The sequence below is a fragment of the Leifsonia sp. 2TAF2 genome (assembly GCF_052115085.1).
In the GTDB taxonomy this organism is placed as follows: Bacteria; Actinomycetota; Actinomycetes; order Actinomycetales; family Microbacteriaceae; genus Leifsonia.
In genome coordinates, this window is sequence record NZ_JBFRFY010000002.1 from 881257 (window position 1) to 897728 (window position 16472).

General features: G+C 69.6%; 13 protein-coding genes. 7 read left to right on the forward strand and 6 right to left on the reverse strand.

Features of this window, described 5'->3' with window-relative positions; genetic code table 11:
• Window positions 1–66: 66 nt before the first annotated feature.
• Window positions 67–1770, reverse strand: a complete 1704-nt coding sequence (locus tag AB4Z18_RS16415) for a phospho-sugar mutase (RefSeq protein ID WP_441783805.1) — start codon at window positions 1768–1770, stop codon at window positions 67–69.
• Window positions 1767–2600, reverse strand: coding sequence for a purine-nucleoside phosphorylase (locus tag AB4Z18_RS16420; RefSeq protein ID WP_441783806.1), 834 nt, complete (start codon window positions 2598–2600; stop codon window positions 1767–1769). The genes AB4Z18_RS16415 and AB4Z18_RS16420 overlap by 4 nt, the downstream gene beginning before the upstream one ends.
• 83 nt (window positions 2601–2683) lie before the next feature.
• Here AB4Z18_RS16420 and AB4Z18_RS16425 point away from each other — a divergent pair, with 83 nt between their 5' ends.
• The 3 genes from AB4Z18_RS16425 to AB4Z18_RS16435 all read left to right on the forward strand — a co-directional run bounded on the left by AB4Z18_RS16425 (window position 2684) and on the right by AB4Z18_RS16435 (window position 7202).
• The gene (locus AB4Z18_RS16425; RefSeq protein ID WP_441783807.1) at window positions 2684–4120 is read left to right on the forward strand and encodes an NAD(P)H-quinone dehydrogenase; all 1437 of its coding nucleotides are present in this window, start codon (window positions 2684–2686) and stop codon (window positions 4118–4120) included.
• 13 nt (window positions 4121–4133) lie between these two features.
• Window positions 4134–6020 carry a cation:proton antiporter gene (locus tag AB4Z18_RS16430; RefSeq protein WP_441783808.1) on the forward strand — a complete coding sequence of 629 codons (1887 nt, stop codon included), beginning with the start codon at window positions 4134–4136 and terminating at the stop codon, window positions 6018–6020.
• A 336-nt stretch (window positions 6021–6356) separates the two neighbouring features.
• Window positions 6357–7202, forward strand: a complete 846-nt coding sequence (locus AB4Z18_RS16435; protein ID WP_441783809.1) for a DUF559 domain-containing protein — start codon at window positions 6357–6359, stop codon at window positions 7200–7202.
• On the opposite strand, the gene AB4Z18_RS16440 is transcribed toward AB4Z18_RS16435, so the two are convergent.
• Together AB4Z18_RS16440 and AB4Z18_RS16445 are read right to left on the reverse strand one after the other, a co-directional pair.
• Window positions 7199–8962 (reverse strand): acetyl/propionyl/methylcrotonyl-CoA carboxylase subunit alpha, encoded by a 1764-nt coding sequence (locus AB4Z18_RS16440; RefSeq protein WP_441783810.1) that lies wholly within the window; start codon window positions 8960–8962, stop codon window positions 7199–7201. The genes AB4Z18_RS16435 and AB4Z18_RS16440 overlap by 4 nt on opposite strands.
• A gap of 94 nt (window positions 8963–9056) precedes the next feature.
• Window positions 9057–9695 (reverse strand): Maf family protein, encoded by a 639-nt coding sequence (locus AB4Z18_RS16445; RefSeq protein ID WP_441784021.1) that lies wholly within the window; start codon window positions 9693–9695, stop codon window positions 9057–9059.
• Between the two features lie 24 nt (window positions 9696–9719).
• Here AB4Z18_RS16445 and AB4Z18_RS16450 point away from each other — a divergent pair, with 24 nt between their 5' ends.
• From AB4Z18_RS16450 to AB4Z18_RS16465, 4 genes are read left to right on the forward strand one after another with little or no spacing between them, the layout of a single operon-like run.
• Window positions 9720–11114 (forward strand): class I SAM-dependent RNA methyltransferase, encoded by a 1395-nt coding sequence (locus tag AB4Z18_RS16450; RefSeq protein WP_441783811.1) that lies wholly within the window; start codon window positions 9720–9722, stop codon window positions 11112–11114.
• 46 nt (window positions 11115–11160) lie between these two features.
• Window positions 11161–11820, forward strand: coding sequence for a response regulator transcription factor (locus AB4Z18_RS16455; protein WP_441783812.1), 660 nt, complete (start codon window positions 11161–11163; stop codon window positions 11818–11820).
• Entirely contained in the window at window positions 11807–13117 is a 1311-nt protein-coding gene (locus AB4Z18_RS16460; RefSeq protein WP_441783813.1) for an ATP-binding protein, read from the forward strand. The genes AB4Z18_RS16455 and AB4Z18_RS16460 overlap by 14 nt, the downstream gene beginning before the upstream one ends.
• The gene (locus tag AB4Z18_RS16465) at window positions 13114–14133 is read left to right on the forward strand and encodes a hypothetical protein (protein WP_441783814.1); all 1020 of its coding nucleotides are present in this window, start codon (window positions 13114–13116) and stop codon (window positions 14131–14133) included. The genes AB4Z18_RS16460 and AB4Z18_RS16465 overlap by 4 nt, the downstream gene beginning before the upstream one ends.
• A gap of 414 nt (window positions 14134–14547) precedes the next feature.
• On the opposite strand, the gene AB4Z18_RS16470 is transcribed toward AB4Z18_RS16465, so the two are convergent.
• Together AB4Z18_RS16470 and AB4Z18_RS16475 are read right to left on the reverse strand one after the other, a co-directional pair.
• A complete protein-coding gene (locus tag AB4Z18_RS16470) occupies window positions 14548–14796 on the reverse strand; it encodes an acyl-CoA carboxylase epsilon subunit (protein ID WP_441783815.1) in 249 nt (82 codons plus the stop codon).
• On the reverse strand, window positions 14793–16439 hold the full coding sequence (locus tag AB4Z18_RS16475; RefSeq protein WP_441783816.1) for an acyl-CoA carboxylase subunit beta: 1647 nt from the start codon (window positions 16437–16439) through the stop codon (window positions 14793–14795). Before AB4Z18_RS16475 ends, AB4Z18_RS16470 begins: the two co-directional genes overlap by 4 nt.
• Window positions 16440–16472 lie beyond the last annotated feature (33 nt).

A 16472-nucleotide genomic window follows, 5' to 3' on the forward strand; every position in this document is an offset into this window, starting at 1 on the left:
TCTAACCTTTCGTAAGCGAGGGTGCTTCGAAACGATCGCCCCTATCGGCATGGGGCGATTCGGCCCTTAGGCGGTGAGCGCCCGCATCGCGTCGGCGAGGGCGGCCACCCGGGCGGTCGCCGTCTCGCGGCGCTCGCTGATCGTGCCCTCGTCGCTCGATGCGTCGATGTAGATCTTCAGCTTCGGCTCGGTGCCGCTCGGGCGGACCATCACGCGGGAGCCGTCCTCGAGCAGGATGCGGAGCACGTCGCTCGGTGGCAGGTCACCGAATCCGTCCCGCAGGTCGTCGATCTGCGAGACCCGCACCTCGCCGAGGTGGCTCGGCGGCGTCGACCGGAGCGCGCCCATGATCTCGCCGATGCGCGACAGGTCGGTGACCCGGAGAGAGATCTGGTCGCTGGCGAAGAACCCGAACCGCTCCGCGAACGCATCCAGCTGCTGAGCGATGGTGACCCCGTCGTCCGCGAGCCCGTTCGCCAGGTCGAGGAACGCGACCGCCGCCGAAATACCGTCCTTGTCGCGGACGGTCTCCGGGTTCACCAGGTACCCGAGCGCCTCCTCGTAGCCGTAGACGAGTGCGTGCGCCCGGGAGACCCACTTGAAACCGGTCAGCGTGTCCGCGAAGTCGAGCCCGTACGCCCGGGCGACGGCGGCGAGAGCGGGGGAGGAGACCACCGAGCAGGCCAGCGTCCCGAAGGCGCCGCGTTCGTCGGCCCGCACGCTGGCCAGTTCGGCGGCACGCCAGCCGAGCAGTGCGCCCACCTCGTTGCCGGAGAGGCGGCGATAGCCATCGGGGCTCGTAGTGTCGGGAATGGCCACGGCCAGCCGGTCGGCGTCCGGGTCGTTGGCGATGATCAGGTCTGCGCCGGCATCCCTCGCCGTGGCGAAGGAGAGGTCCATCGCGCCCGGCTCCTCAGGATTGGGGAACGCTACCGTCGGGAACGCCGGGTCCGGGTCGATCTGAGCGGCGACCGGGGTCGGGGTGGCGAATCCCGCTCGAGAGAAGACCTCGCGCGCGGTGCGCCAGCCGACGCCGTGCATAGCGGTGTAGACGAACGACACCGCATCCCGCGGCGTCTGCGTGGTGGCGACGGCCACCGTCGCGTCGATGTACGCCTGCTCCACGTCGTCGGGCGCGACCTCGTAGCGGTCGGAGCGCGCAAGGTCGGCGACGCTGCCGTCGGCGACCTTCAGGATGTGCGCAGCGATCTCCGCGTCGACCGGCGGGACGATCTGCGAGCCGTGATCCTCGCCGCCGAGGTACACCTTGTAGCCGTTGTCGTTCGGCGGGTTGTGGCTGGCGGTCACCATGACGCCCGCGCTCGCCCCCAGGTGCCGGACGGCGAAGGCGAGGACGGGCGTGGGGAGCAGCCGGGGGAGGAGGATCGCGCGGATGCCCGCGCCGGCCATGAGCTCGGCGGTGTCGCGGGCGAAGACGTCCGAATTCTTGCGGCCGTCGTAGCCGATGACGACCGACGGCGTGCCGCCCTCGGCGTGCTCCAGCAGCCAGCGGGCGAAACCGGCCGCGGCCTGCGCGACCAGCACCCGGTTCATGCGGTTCGGGCCGGCGGCGATCGCGCCGCGGAGGCCTGCGGTGCCGAACGCCAGGCGTTCGTCGAAACGCGAGTGCAGGTCGGCGACGGCGTCGGCCGAGCCCGCCTCGGCGGCGACGATCAGCGCACCCAGCTCGTCACGCGTCTCCGGGTCGGGGTCCTGCGCCAGCCAGGCACGGGCCTCGGCGAGCAGCTGCGGGGTGTCCTTCTGGCTCACAGGGCCTCCACGATCTGGGCGAGGAGGGCACTGATCACCGGCTCCGCGGCGCGGCCGGCCTCGATGACCTCTTGGTGGCTGAGCGGGGTCTTCTGGATGCCCGCCGCGAGGTTCGTGATGAGCGACATCCCGAGGATCTCCATCCCGGCCTGGCGCGCAGCGATCGCCTCGAGAGCGGTGGACATGCCGACGATGTGGCCGCCGACGGCCTTCGCCATCTGGACCTCGGCCGGCGTCTCGTAGTGCGGGCCGCGGAACTGCGTGTACACGCCCTCGTCCAGGGACGGCTCGACGGTGCGGGCCAGGTCGCGCAGACGCTTCGAGTACAGATCGGTCAGGTCGATGAAAGTCGCGCCCTCGAGCGGGGAGTCGGCGGTGAGGTTGATGTGGTCGCTGATGAGGACGGGCGTGCCCGGCTTCCAGTGGTCCTTGATACCGCCTGCGCCGTTGGTCAGCACCATCGTGGTCGCCCCGGCGGCCGCGGCGGTGCGGACGCTGTGGACGACACGGCGGACGCCGTGACCTTCGTAGTAGTGGGTTCGGGCGCCGATGACCAACGCGTGCTTGCCGTTGGCGAGGCGGATCGAGCGGAGCGTGCCGACGTGCCCTTCGAGCGCAGGCTTGCTGAAGCCGACGATCTCGGTGGCGGGGACGGTGGCGACGGTCTCGCCGATCAGGTCGGCGGCCTTGCCCCAGCCGCTGCCGAGCGTGAGCGCGATGTCGTGGCGCTCGACGCCGGTCTTCTCGGCCAGCTGGCCGGCGGCCTCCCGTGCGATCTCGAAGGGGTCGGCTGCGGGGTCGTCGAGCGGATTGGTGATGGATTCCAGCATGAGGCAACTCTACTGAGGGCGGCTTTCCACAGGGTCACGATGGGATGCGCATCGGTGCACCCCCATACGGAAGAATGGGAGACATGGCGTATGAATTCGAGCGTAAGCAGCGCATCGCGATCCTCGGCGGCGGCCCCGGCGGTTACGAGGCGGCGCTGGCGGGCGCTCAGCTGGGTGCGGATGTGACGCTGGTGGAGCGCTCCGGCGTCGGCGGATCCGCGGTCATCACCGACGTGGTGCCCTCCAAGAGCCTCATCGCCACGGCCGAGGCGACCAATTCGCTCGGAGAGGCGACCGATCTCGGCGTCCAGTTCTTCTCTCGCGGCGAGACCGGCAAGCCCGTCCGGCCGGAGATCGCCGTCAACCTCGCGGCGGTGAACAAGCGGCTGATCGGCCTGGCACGACAGCAGTCGGAGGACATGCGGGCCGAACTCGTGCGGTCCGGTGTCCGGATCGTGACCGGTGAGGGAAGGCTCGATGGGCCGAGCGCGGTGATCGTCTCCACGTCGCCGGGCGACTCGGGTACCGACTTCGACCGGGTCGAGGCCGACACCATCGTCGTCGCCGTCGGCGCGAGCCCGCGCATCCTGCCGTCGGCGGTGCCCGACGGGGAGCGCATCCTCACCTGGACCCAGCTGTACGACCTGCAGTCGGTGCCGTCGCACCTGATCGTGGTCGGCTCCGGAGTGACCGGTGCGGAGTTCGCGTCCGCCTACACGGCGCTGGGGTCGAAGGTGACGCTGATCTCGTCGCGCGATCAGGTGCTGCCGGGCGAGGATGCCGACGCGGCCCGCGTGATCGAGAACGTGTTCAAGCGCAACGGCATGCAGGTGCTGTCGAAGTCACGTGCGGAGTCGGTGGTCCGCACGGAGAACGGCGTGGTCGCGACGCTCACCGACGGCCGCACGATCGAGGGCTCGCACTGTCTTATGGCCGTCGGATCCGTGCCGAACACGGCCGGTATCGGGCTGGAGGAGGCCGGGGTGCAGATGACGCACGACGGCAGCATCCGCACGAACCGGGTGGCCCGCACCTCCATCCCCAACATCTATGCGGCGGGCGACTGCTCCGACTCGCTGCCGCTCGCCTCGGTCGCGTCGATGCAGGGGCGCACCGCGGTGTTCCACGCCATGGGCGACGCGGTGAACCCGATCGAGCTGCGCAACGTCAGCTCCAACATCTTCACGCAGCCCGAGATCGCCACGGTGGGCTGGAGCCAGAAGCAGATCGAAGAGGGGATCGCGCAGGGCGACATCTACAAGCTGCCGCTGAAGTCGAATCCTCGAGCGAAGATGCTCGGCATCCGTGACGGCTTCGTGAAGCTGTTCGCCCGCACCGGCTCAGGCACCGTGATCGGCGGCGTCATCGTCGCCCCGCGCGCCTCCGAGCTCATCTTCCCGCTGGCGCTCGCCGTGGAGCAGCGCCTGACGGTCGATCAGGTCGCGCGAGCGTTCACCGTCTATCCCTCTCTGTCCGGGTCCATCACGGACGCCGCGCGCGCCATGCACATCGTGGTCTGACGGCGGTGCGGTGATGGAGGTCGGGCTCGTCATCGGCGTGCTCGCCGTGCTCACCATCGCGGCGGCGACCACCATCGGTCCGAAGTTCGGGATCGCGTCGCCGCTGATCCTCGTGGCGGTCGGCATCCTGGTGAGCCTGCTGCCCTTCGTCCCGGCAGTCGTGCTGCAGCCGGAATGGATCCTCGCGGGGGTGCTCCCACCGCTGCTGTATTCGGCCTCGGTCTCCATGCCCGCCATGAACTTCCGGCGCGAGTTCGGGGCGATCGGCGGGCTCTCCGTGGTGCTCGTCATCGTCAGTTCGGTGCTGCTCGGCCTCTTCTTCGCCTGGATCATCCCCGGGCTGGGTCTCGCCTGGGGAATCGCGCTGGGCGCCATTGTCAGCCCCACAGACGCAGTGGCGACCGGGATCGTGAAACGGGCCGGCGTCTCGCCGCGCGTCGTGGCCATCCTTGAAGGCGAAAGCCTGCTCAATGACGCGACCGCCCTGGTGCTGCTGCGCGCGGCCGTAGCGGCGGCCGCCGCCTCGTTCACCGTCGGCGCGGTCACGCTGTCGTTCATCTACTCCGTGGTCATCGCCATCGTGTTCGGCGTGCTCGTGGGCTGGCTGAACCTGCTCGTGCGAGCACGGGTGAAGGACGCGACGGTCAATACGGTGATCTCGTTCACCGTGCCGTTCCTCGCATCCATCCCCGCCGAGGCGCTCGGCGCCTCCGGCCTGGTGGCGGCCGTCGTCGCCGGACTCGTCACGGGCAGTCGCGCACCCCGCGTGCTCTCACCCGAGCACCGGCTCTCTGATGCGCAGAACTGGCGGACGGTCGAACTCATCCTCGAAGGCCTGATCTTCCTGACGATGGGGCTGGAGCTCTTCGGCATCGTGCAGAAGGTGCAGGCCGACCATTCCGGTGTCGCGCCGGCGATCGGGGTGGCCGCGGGTGCGCTGCTGCTGACGATCCTCGTACGCGCGGCCTTCGTCGCACCCCTGCTCGCGCTGCTCGCCCGGCGCAGCAGACGCACTCAGCGCATGCGGCCGAGGCTGCAGCAGCTGCAGGAGCATCTCACCGACCCGGAGGCGGTGCAGCGGGGGATCGCGCAGCGGTTGGGCGGGACCGGCGACCAGCGGGCGTTGGCTGCCGGAGGCGAGGCAGACGGCGAGGCGGACGAATCCGGCGCGGGGGCCGGGGTCGAGGTGCCGCAGGCGGATTCTGCGGCCGCAGACGTGGTGTTTCCGGATCCTGCGTTCCCGGACCGTGCCTTCTCCGCCCCGGAGCTCGACGGCCGGAAGGTCTCGCCGAAGCGCGCGGAGCGGCGACGGAGGCAACTGGTGAGACGAGGCGTCCCTACGGTCGCGAATCTGACCCGCTTCGGCACCCGGCTCCGCCGGATGCTGGCCGACATCGAGTACTTCACTGGGGCGCCGCTCGGCTGGCGTGAGGGCACTATCGTCGTCTGGGCCGGGATGCGCGGTGCGGTCACGGTGGCCGCGGCGCAGTCTCTGCCGTCGGATACCCCGGGCCGGTCGGTTCTCGTGCTGATCGCCTTCCTGGTCGCGGCCGGATCGCTGCTGCTGCAGGGCGGAACCCTCGGCCTGGTCCTGAAGGCGGTCAAGCCGTCGGGTGCCGACCCGGAGTCCGAGCGGGACGAGCGCCGCCGGCTTCTGGAGCTGCTCTACGAGGCCGGCAAGTCGGTTCCTCAGCCCGAGATGACCGAGCGCACGCCGGAAGCCTTCGCCCAGCTCAAGTCGGCTCGGCTGGCCCGCCTGCGTGCTCAGCGCGCCGCCCTGCTCGACGCTCGCGACGAGGGAACATTCAGCGCGGATGTGCTCGCCGGAGCCCTCAGCAACCTCGACGCGGACGAGATCAGCATCGACCTGAAGGGCGACCCCACGGAGGCGACCGGCTGACGCGGGGCGCTTCTGGGTTTCGCCGCACGTCGCGGCGTCCCGGCCCCTGTTTTCAGGACCTTCCCCATCGCCCCGGTCCTGTTTTCAGGACTCCAGCGCGCCGTGAGTCCGGTCATGTTTTCAGGACGTCGTGGGCTATCCCGCGGCACCTGTTTTCAGGACGTGGGAGTCGGCACGTGCAGCCATGCCCTTTATTCAGGACATAGCTGCACCACGATGGTCAGATCTCCTGAAAACAGGACACGCGGACATCTTCACAGCACCCCGAGGCGCCCGCTTCTCCACAGATTCAGAGCCTCGCCGACGTCAGTGTCCGCCCGCACCAAGACTTGAACCATGCAGTCGGAACCCCTCCACAGAATCCTCGAACGATTTGGCGGCATCGCCACTCGCGGGCAGCTCGTCGGTAGCGGCGCTCCCCCGGATCACCTTGCGGCCGCTGTCCGTGAGGGCAGCATCCTCCGCGTCCGCCGCGCCCACTACGCCGCCGTGAATGCCGACCCCCGTGCCGTCTCCGCGGTCCGCATCGGAGGGCGGCTCACCGCGAGTTCGGCAGCACGGAGCTACGGCTTGTGGGGCGGGCTCGCTCCTCAACTGCACGTGCGAGTTCCGTCGAACGGCTCCCGAATTCGTCCGCCGATCACGTCCGATCCCGTGCGGCTGCACTGGGTCGACGGAACCCTTTCGCCGTACTGCTGGCGCGACACGCTGGAGGACTGCCTCGTCGCTTCCGTCCATTGGGAGACGGACGAGACCGCGGTCGCGGTCCTAGACACCGCGCTCGGCGGCGGCCACCTCACCAAGCCTCGGCTCTCGCTTCTTCTCGCCAGCGAGGGCGCTCGTGCACGAAGGCTGGCGCGCTCCGCCCAGCCCGGCTCCGAATCCGGCGTGGAGTCGCTCGCTCGACAGCGATTCGCAGCCACCGGTCGCTTCGTCGAACAGCAGGTCCAAGTGCCGGGGATAGGTCGGGTCGACATGCGCATCGACGGCAAACTGCTCGTCGAATTCGACGGTTATGCGTCCCACGGCTCGAAAGACGCTTTCGAGCGGGATCGGGTGCGCGACTCCCGGGCGCGGTTGAGAGGCACACCCGTGGTGCGGTTCACCGCACGCCAAGTGCTCGAGCAGTGGCCCGTCGTCGTCGAGACGATTGATGCTCTACTCGAGCGAGAAGCGGCCTAGACGATGTTCAGCAGCAGGTGGCCCGACGAGACCGTCTCGCCGACCGCAGCGTTGATGCCGGAAACGGTGCCGTCCTTGTGTGCGGTGAGGGGCTGCTCCATCTTCATCGCCTCGAGGACGAGCACGAGGTCGCCCTTCACCACGGGATCGCCGTCGGCGACAGCCACCTTGACGATGGTCGCCTGCATGGGGGCCGTGACGGAGTCGCCGGTGGCCGTGTCGACCGCGTGGGATCCTCCGCGGCGCCGCGGCGCAGGAGAAGCGGTCGGTTCACCGGCTCCGCCGCTGAGCAGTTTCGCGGGCAGGGAGACCTCGATGCGCTTTCCCTCGACTTCGACTACGACACTGCTGCGGCGGTCGGCGGCCGGCTGGTCGCTCAGCTCACCCGACCAGGGCTCGATCTCGTTGACCCACTCGGTCTCGATCCAGCGCGTGTACACCGAGAACGGCTCGCCGTCCTGCGGCGCGAAGGCCGGGTCGCGGACGATGGCCCGGTGGAACGGGAGCACGGTGGGGAGTCCCGCGACTTCGAACTCGTCGAGGGCCCGGCGGGAGCGCTCGAGCGCCTCCTCGCGGCTGGCTCCGGTGACGATCAGCTTGGCGAGCATGGAGTCGAAGGCGCCGCTGATGACGTCGCCCGCCTGGATGCCGCTGTCGACGCGAACGCCGGGGCCGCCAGCGGCCTTGAACACATGAACCGGCCCGGGGGAGGGGATGAAGCCGCGGCCGGCGTCTTCGCCGTTGATCCGGAACTCGAAGGAGTGACCACGCGGCGCGGGGTCGTCGTAGTCCAGCTCGCCACCCTCGGCGAGGCGGAACTGCTCCCGCACCAAGTCGATGCCGGTGACCTCCTCGGAGACAGGATGCTCGACCTGGAGGCGTGTGTTCACCTCGAGGAAGGAGACGGTGCCGTCCTTGCCGATGAGGAATTCGCAGGTGCCGGCGCCCTGGTAACCGACCTCCTTGAGGATCGCCTTCGACGACGTGTACAGCTTCTCGGTCTGCTCCGGCGTGAGGAACGGTGCCGGAGCCTCCTCCACCAGCTTCTGGTGACGTCGCTGCAGCGAGCAGTCGCGAGTGGAGACGACGACGACGTTGCCATAGGCATCCGCGAGGCACTGCGTCTCGACGTGGCGCGGCTGGTCCAGGTACTTCTCGACGAAGCACTCGCCGCGGCCGAAGGCAGCGATCGCCTCGCGGGTGGCCGACTCGAAGAGTTCCGCCACCTCCTCGCGTGCACGGGCCACCTTGAGGCCACGTCCGCCGCCGCCGAAGGCCGCCTTGATCGCCACGGGGAGCCCGTAGACGTCGACGAAGTCGAGCACCTCGGCCGCGTCCGCGACAGGGTTCAGGGTGCCGGGGGCCAGTGGAGCGCCGACCTTCTCGGCGACATGGCGCGCCGAGACCTTGTCGCCGAGCCGCTCGATCGCCTCGGGCGACGGGCCGATCCAGGTGAGACCTGCGGCGATGACGGCACGGGCGAAGTCCGCGTTCTCCGCGAGGAATCCGTAGCCGGGGTGCACCGCATCAGCGCCGGAGCGCCGCGCCACCGACAGGAGCTTGTCGATGACGAGGTACGTCTCTGCGCTCGTCGTGCCATCGAGCGCGTACGCCTCGTCGGCGAGGCGAACGTGGAGGGCGTCGCGATCCTGGTCCGCGTACACGGCGACGGAGGCGATCCCGCTGTCCTTGGCTGCACGGATGACACGGACGGCGATCTCTCCGCGGTTGGCGATCAAAACCTTGGTGATACGTGGCACAGTTCCCTAGCCTATTGCTCGATATCGAAGGAGTTTTGGCCGAACCCCACAAAAATGGACGACCGGAAGCTCCGGCAGCCTACAACGGTCCGGCTCAGGTGTTGCGGTTCCAGAGCGATGTCCACGGGATACCGAGGGCACGCACCAGCTCGCGAAGGGTCGAAAGCGAGAGCCCCACCACCGTGCTCGGATCGCCGTCGACGCGGGTGATGAACGGGCCGCCCAGGCTGTCCACCGTGAAGGCGCCGGCCACCTCGAGAGGCTCGCCGCTGGCGACATACGCGTCGACTTCCTCGTCCGTCACTTCGGCGAACGTCACTGCGGCGACCGCGGCGGCGCCGACCGCGGCGTTCTCGCGTCCACCGCGGTGGTCGATGAGCCAGTGGCCGGAGTGCAGCATTCCGGTGCGACCGCGCTGCTGAAGCCAGCGTTCGCGGGCGACGTCAGGGCGGTGCGGCTTGCCGTGGATGGCGCCATCGATGGCGAAAGCCGAGTCGCCGCCCAGGATCAGACCGTCGATCGGCTCGCCATCCAGTTCGCCCCGCACGGCTTCGGCCTTGGCTCGGGCGAGCAGCTGGACCATCGTCGCGGCATCCAGCGGGCCGTGTTCCGCCTCCGCAGCGGCGACGGCGGCCGGCTCGTCGACGTTCGACGGCACGATCACCGGTTCGACGCCCGCAGCGCGCAGCAGCGCGAGGCGGGCGGGAGAGGTTGAGGCGAGGTAGAGGCGCATGGTCACCTGTGGGATGCTCGAAGGATGCCCCAGAAAGACGAGGTCGAGCTCGACATTACCAACGTCGCCCATGGCGGCGTGTTCGTCGCACGGCACGAGGGGCGCGTGGTCTTCGTGCCGGACACGATGCCCGGCGAGCGAGTGCGCGCGCGGATCGCGGACACGAGCCACGAGCGGTTCTGGCGCGGCGAGGTGCTCGACGTGGTCGAGACATCGCCCGAGCGGCGTCCGCACGTCTGGGGTGCCGCCGCCATCGAGCGTCCGCCCGCGGAGCGTGCCGGCGGCGCCGAGTTCGGCCACATCCGTCTGGAGCACCAGCGGGAGCTCAAGCGCCGCGTGATCGAGGATGCACTGCAGCGGACGGCGAAACTGCCCGCCGAGGCGATCGCGAGAGCAGGCGTCGACGGACGCCCCATCCTGGTCGAACCCGTGGAGGGGGAGACCGCCGACGGGACCGGATGGCGAACCCGCGTCCGGCTGCAGGTCGACGACTCAGGCCGAGTCGGCCCCTATGCCTCGCGGTCCCACACGGTCATCCCGGTGACGGACCTGCCCCTGGCGACCGAAGCCGTTCAGGAGGCGACGCCCTTCGGTCAGCTCTTCCCGGGGGCCGAGTCCGTCGACATCGTGGCCACGGGTCTGGGAACGGCGCACGTCCTCGTCAACGACGCTCGTGCGGGCGGCGGCCCGCGCAACGGCGCGTCAACCAGCACGCGCACCGGCACTCGAACGAGCGCACGCGGCGGGGCCGGCAAGGGCAGGGGGCGAGGAGACCGCAACGCGCACGCCCCGCGCGCAGTACGGCCGCACCGACAGCCGGTCCCCATCCGGGAGCGGGTCGGCGACCGCGAGTTCCGGCTGGATGCGCGAGGCTTCTGGCAGGTGCACCGCGGGGCGGCGCAGACACTGACCCAGGCGGTGCAGGCCGCGGTCGATGAGGCACTGTTCGACCCGCGGGCGGCCAACCTCGACCTGTACGGCGGGGTCGGTCTGCTCGCCGCGGCGCTCGGCGATCGCTTCGGGTCGACCCTCCGGATCACCTCGGTGGAGAGCGACGAAGCGGCGACCGATGACGCCGCTGAGAACCTGTCCGAGTGGGTCGGCGCGTCCGCCCTCACCGAACGCGTCGAGCGGTACGTCGCGCGGCTCGCCGCCGACGCCTCCGCCGCGGAGCGCGCCCGGCTGCGGGCGGCGACGGTGGTCCTCGACCCGCCGCGTTCGGGCGCGGGCCGGGAGGTCGTCGACTCGATCGCATCCCTCGCCCCGGCGCAGATCGTCTACGTCGCGTGCGATCCCGTCGCCCTCGCCCGCGACCTGGCCTTCTTCGCCGGCCACGGGTACGCGATGACGGGGATGCGCGCCTTCGACCTGTTCCCGAACACCCACCACGTCGAGGCCGTCGCCACGTTGACGCGCTGACCGCCGGCGGCCCTCCGTGACGCATTCACCCCCTACGATGGTCAACATGGTGCGGGTGGCAATCGTTGACGATCACGAGTCCGTGCGTCTTGGGCTGAAGGCCGCCTGTCAGGACGCGGGCTACGACGTCGTCGTCACCGCTCCGACGGTGGACGACTTCGTCGCCCAGCTGGGCGCGCAGGAATGCGATGTCGTCGTGCTGGACCTGTCGCTCGGCGATGGCTCGAAGGTCACGGACAACGTCAAGCGGGCGCAGGCGACCGGCGCGGCCGTCCTCGTCCACAGCATCGCCGACCGTGTGGCCAGCGTCCGCGAGGCGCTCGCCGCAGGTGCCGCCGGTGTCATCCCGAAGTCCTCGCCGACCACGACCGTGATCAGCGCGATCGCCACGGTCGCGCGCGGCGACGTGCTCAACAACCTGGAGTGGGCGACGGCCATCGACGCGGACAGTGACTTCGCGAAGGCGCAGCTCGGCCGGCGCGAGCGGGATGTGCTCCACCTCTACGCCTCCGGCCTGCCGTTGAAGGCGGTCGCCGCGCAGCTGGGGATCGCGAACTCCACGGCTCGCGAATACCTCGACCGCATCCGCGTGAAGTACGTGGAGGTCGGTCGACCGGCGCCGACGAAGGTGGACCTGCTCCGCCGTGCGGTGGAGGACGGCATCCTTCCGGGGCTCGACCCGGAGACAGGCAATGAGCGCTCCTAGCGGGGTTCGCCCGGGGTTGCCGCTCGAGGCGGCGAAGCCCCGCAACCCTCTCAGCCGGGCCCGCATCGAGCGGATCTCCGATCGCACGGTCTCCGCCTTCGGCCTGGTCTTCGGACTCCAGACCCTTCCTACGGCGCTCGGCCAGCTCGGCGCCCTCCGCGAGCCGTGGGGCGCGGCGTGGATGATCGCCGTCTTCGGCGGCCTCGCCCTCACCGTCATCCTCGCCGTCGTCCAGCGCGGGGTGAAGATCGCCATGGGCGTCCTCTCCGTCGTCTACCTCGCTGCGATCATCACCTGGCCACTGCTGGTGGAGGACGGAAGCGCCTTCAGCTCGGACAAGCCGTGGGTCTGGTTCCTGTGCTCGGTGTTCACCGCCTTCGCAGCCGTGGCGTACCCGTTGTGGCTGGCGGTCGCCTACACCTTCGTCGCACCGATCGCCTACGGCATCGTCCGCGCCCTTCCGGCCGGCGGGGGCGTCGGGTTCGAGCTGGGAGCCCTCGACGCGATCTACGCCATCATCCTGGGCGGTGTGATCCTCTCGATCATCGCCATGATGCGTCAGGCGTCGAGCGCTGTGGACACCGCCCAGAGTCAGGCTCTGGCACGCTATGCCAACGCCGTGCGCCAGCACGCCACCGAGGTGGAGCGTGTGCAGGTCGACGCGATCGTCCACGACAGCGTGCTCACCACCCTGCTGTCGGCCGCCTCCGCCCGCAGCCCGGAGCAGAAGGAACTGGCCGCCGCGATGGCCTCGGACGCGATCGGGCACCTCCACGCGGCTGAAGCGGCGACGCCGGAGGACCAGACGCTCGTGGGGCTCGACCGGCTGGCTGAGCGCCTGGTGACCTCCGCCAACGCCTTCTCGTCGCCGTTCGGTGTGGATGTGCGGGATGTGGAGGTGCACACCCTTCCGGTGAACGTGGCGGAGGCGGTGTACTCGGCGACCGTCCAGGCGATGGTGAACAGCATGCAGCACGCCGGCGGCCCGGAGGTGCACCGGAACGTGTCCATCCGCGGCGGGGGCCCCGCGGCGACCGTCGAGATCGTCGTCAGCGATGACGGCAGCGGCTTCACCGAGGCCGAGGTCCCCGCGGAGCGCCTGGGATTGCGCATCAGCATCCGGGACCGTCTGGCCAAGGTCGGCGGCCGTGCCCGCATCGAGTCGGAGCCGGGCAACGGCACCACCGTCACGATCCTGTGGCCGTCGGCGGAGCAGCACCCCGTCGGTGCCCCCGCCGGGTCCGCCCTCGGTGAGTCCGGCGTGGCGTTCCCTCGGGATGTGGGGGCCGTCGAGTGATCACCCTCAACCGCGTCCTCTTCCTCAGCCTCGGTGCGCTGTTCTCCGCGTACCACGTGTTCCTCGCGCTGTCGTCGCTGTCGACGCCGAGTGCAGCCGGTCCGGTGATCGTCGCCATGGTCCTGTACGGGATCGCGACGGTTGCGAGTCTCTGGCCGACCAGTCCGACCAAGATGCCGCTGTGGCTTGCCGCGTTCGACCTGGCGGTCTGTGTCGTGATCCCGATCCTGGTGACCAGCCAGCTCGATCCCGCCAAGGACAACGGCTACGCCACCTGGTATGTCGCGGCGGTGGGAACGCTGATGACGATCTGCGCCGTGCGGCGGCAGCAGGTGGTCGCCTGGGCCGGTGTCGGCTTCCTTGCCGTTCAGACGGTCGTGTGGGCCGGTCTCGGCGCGCTCGCCGGCATCGGCGTCATCGGTTCTGTGGTCTGGGTGGGCGTCGCCGTGGTGATCTCCGGTTCGCTGGCCAAGGCCGGCCGCGACGCCCTGCAGTTCGCGCGGGCCGAGCGGGAGGCGACAGAGTGGCAGGCGGCGCAGGAGGCCCACGTCATGGAGCGGCAGCTGCGCCTCCGTCAGACGTACCGCGTGGCGGCGCCGATGCTCGCCGAGATCGTGCGCCGCGGGGGTGACCTGACCGAGGCTGAGCGCCGGGAGTGCCGCTACCTCGAGGGCGCGATCCGCGACGAGATCCGCGGCCGTCGGTTGCTCAACGACGATGTGAGGCGCGAGGTGATGGATGCGCGCCGCCGTGGCGTCGTCGTCAGCCTCCTCGATGAGGGCGGCATCGACGACCTGGACCAGCGAGGGCTGGAGGCGGTGCTGCACCGGCTGGCGGAGGCGATCCGTGGGACGACCACCGACAAGCTGATCGTGCGAACGGTGCCGCGATCGTCGAAGACGGCTGTGACGGTGGTGGGCCTTCGCATGTCGGATGACGGCGCGGCGAATGCGCTCGGCGCCGAGTCGGAGGACGACGAGGTCGATCTCTGGCTGGAGATCCCGCGACCCGTCTGAGTCGCGCATTCGTGCCGAATCGTGGCTTCACGCCGCCCAAACGGCACATTCGTGCCGAATCCCGCGCCTGCACACGCGTTAAAAGGGGAAAGGGGCCGACACCCGAATTGTCGGCCCCTTTTCAAACCCCGAGTCAGGGCGACAACCCGAATATCGCCCTGACTCGCCCCCAAAGCACTCGCCCGCTTACCCTAGTCGGCGAGTGATTGGCGGTGTGACTCACGAGGAGAGACACCTAGCAATAACCATATTGGCGGGGCTCCCAGTAAATACATAGTCGTCATTTTGGAGGACACCTGGGGGACATGTAACGACCCCCTTTTGAGGTGCATTCACGAGTTTACGCGTGTCCCGCAGTCGGGGGACTCCCCAATCGGGGTACATGCCCCCTGAGTGGTCCTCGTGACGCGATGTTCAGCCGGAGAACGAGCGCCAGGCCCCGGGCCCGGGACGCAGCTCGCCACGCAGCGAACGCTGGGTCCGCGCCCATCCGTCCGGCCCCTGCTCCGTCCGCGCCTCCCTGGCCGCGGCGGCCTGCTCGGCTGCAGCGGCCGTGAGCACCGCGGTGACCGCGGCGATCTCCTCCGGGGTGACGCCGCGCGTCACGAACCGCAGCTGGGACGGGTCGAGCGGCCCGCTCGTCCCCTGGGCGCCGTCGCTCACAGGGGGATGTTCCCGTGCTTCTTCGGCGGCAGGGACGCACGCTTGGTGCGCAGCGCCCGCAGCGCCTTGATGACCGAGACGCGGGTCGCCGCGGGCTCGATCACGCCGTCGAGCTCGCCGCGCTCCGCGGCGAGGAAGGGGCTGGCGACGTTGTACGTGTACTCGTTCGCGAGCTTCGTGCGGACGGCGGCGACATCCTCGCCGGCCTCCTCGGCACGCTTGATCTCGCCGCGGTACAGGATGTTGACCGCACCCTGCCCGCCCATCACCGCGATCTCCGCGGTCGGCCAGGCCAGGTTGATGTCGGCACCGAGCTGCTTCGAGCCCATGACGATGTAGGCGCCGCCGTAGGCCTTGCGCGTGATGATCGTCACGAGAGGGACGGTCGCCTCCGCGTACGCATACAGCAGCTTGGCGCCGCGCCGGATGACGCCCGTCCACTCCTGGTCGGTCCCGGGGAGGTACCCGGGCACATCCACGAGGGTGAGGATGGGGATGCTGAACGCGTCGCAGAAGCGAACGAACCGCGACGCCTTCTCGCCGGCGTCGATGTTGAGCGTGCCGGCCATCGCGCTCGGCTGATTGGCGACGATGCCCACCGAGCGTCCCTCGACGCGGGCGAAGCCGATCACGATGTTCGGTGCGAACAGGGGCTGGATCTCGAGGAACTCGCCGTCGTCGACGATCCCCTCGATGACCGTCTTCACGTCGTACGGCTGGTTCGGGGAGTCCGGGATGAGGGTGTTGAGACGGCGGTCTGCGTCGGTGATCTCCAGCTCCGGCTCCGCCTGGAAGGTCGGCAACTCGGCGAGGTTGTTCTGCGGGAGGTAGCTGAGCAGCGTGCGCGCGTAGTCGAGCGCGTCCTCCTCGTCGCTGGCGAGGTAGTGCGCGACGCCGGAGACCTTGTTGTGGGTGAGCGCTCCGCCGAGCTCCTCGAAGCCGACGTCCTCTCCGGTGACCGTCTTGATGACGTCCGGGCCGGTCACGAACATGTGGCTCTTCTTGTCGACCATGATCACGAAGTCGGTGAGCGCGGGGGAGTAGACGGCTCCACCGGCCGCTGGACCCATGACGATCGAGATCTGCGGGATGACGCCGGAGGCGGCCGTGTTGCGGCGGAAGATCTCGCCGTACTTGCCCAGGGCGACCACGCCCTCCTGGATGCGCGCGCCGCCCGAGTCGAGGATGCCGATCATGGGGACGCCGGTCTTCAGGGCGTGGTCCATGACCTTGATGATCTTCTCGCCGGCGACCTCGCCGAGCGATCCGCCGAAGATGGTGAAGTCCTGGCTGAACACCGCGACGTTGCGGCCGTGGATGGTGCCGACGCCGGTGACCACTGCGTCACCGTACGGGCGCTTGGCCTCCATCCCGAAGGCGTGCGTGCGGTGGCGCACGAACTCGTCGAGCTCGACGAAGGAGCCGTGGTCGAGGAGCAGCTCGATGCGCTCACGGGCGGTCAGCTTGCCCTTGGCGTGCTGCTTCTCGATCGCCGCCTCACCGCTCGCTGTGACGGCCTCGTGGAACCGTTCCTTCAGGTCGGCCAGCTTGCCGGCGGTGGTGGTCAGGTCGGGGAGCTGGTCGCTCTGACGGGGTTCGGTGTCGGTCACGCCGTTCACTCTACCGGCCAGCCGAACGGCCATGCCGTTGACGAAACCCTACAAATCCGACCCCTC

What these genes read in the sequence shown, in the direction of transcription:
- AB4Z18_RS16420 (WP_441783806.1), bottom strand. Translation starts at nt 2,600, where the DNA reads ATGCTGGAATCCATCACCAATCCGCTCGACGACCCCGCAGCCGACCCC.
- AB4Z18_RS16425 (WP_441783807.1), top strand. Translation starts at nt 2,684, where the DNA reads ATGGCGTATGAATTCGAGCGTAAGCAGCGCATCGCGATCCTCGGCGGC.
- AB4Z18_RS16430 (WP_441783808.1), top strand. Translation starts at nt 4,134, where the DNA reads ATGGAGGTCGGGCTCGTCATCGGCGTGCTCGCCGTGCTCACCATCGCG.
- AB4Z18_RS16435 (WP_441783809.1), top strand. Translation starts at nt 6,357, where the DNA reads ATGCAGTCGGAACCCCTCCACAGAATCCTCGAACGATTTGGCGGCATC.
- AB4Z18_RS16445 (WP_441784021.1), bottom strand. Translation starts at nt 9,695, where the DNA reads ATGCGCCTCTACCTCGCCTCAACCTCTCCCGCCCGCCTCGCGCTGCTG.
- AB4Z18_RS16450 (WP_441783811.1), top strand. Translation starts at nt 9,720, where the DNA reads ATGCCCCAGAAAGACGAGGTCGAGCTCGACATTACCAACGTCGCCCAT.
- AB4Z18_RS16455 (WP_441783812.1), top strand. Translation starts at nt 11,161, where the DNA reads ATGGTGCGGGTGGCAATCGTTGACGATCACGAGTCCGTGCGTCTTGGG.
- AB4Z18_RS16460 (WP_441783813.1), top strand. Translation starts at nt 11,807, where the DNA reads ATGAGCGCTCCTAGCGGGGTTCGCCCGGGGTTGCCGCTCGAGGCGGCG.
- AB4Z18_RS16475 (WP_441783816.1), bottom strand. Translation starts at nt 16,439, where the DNA reads ATGGCCGTTCGGCTGGCCGGTAGAGTGAACGGCGTGACCGACACCGAA.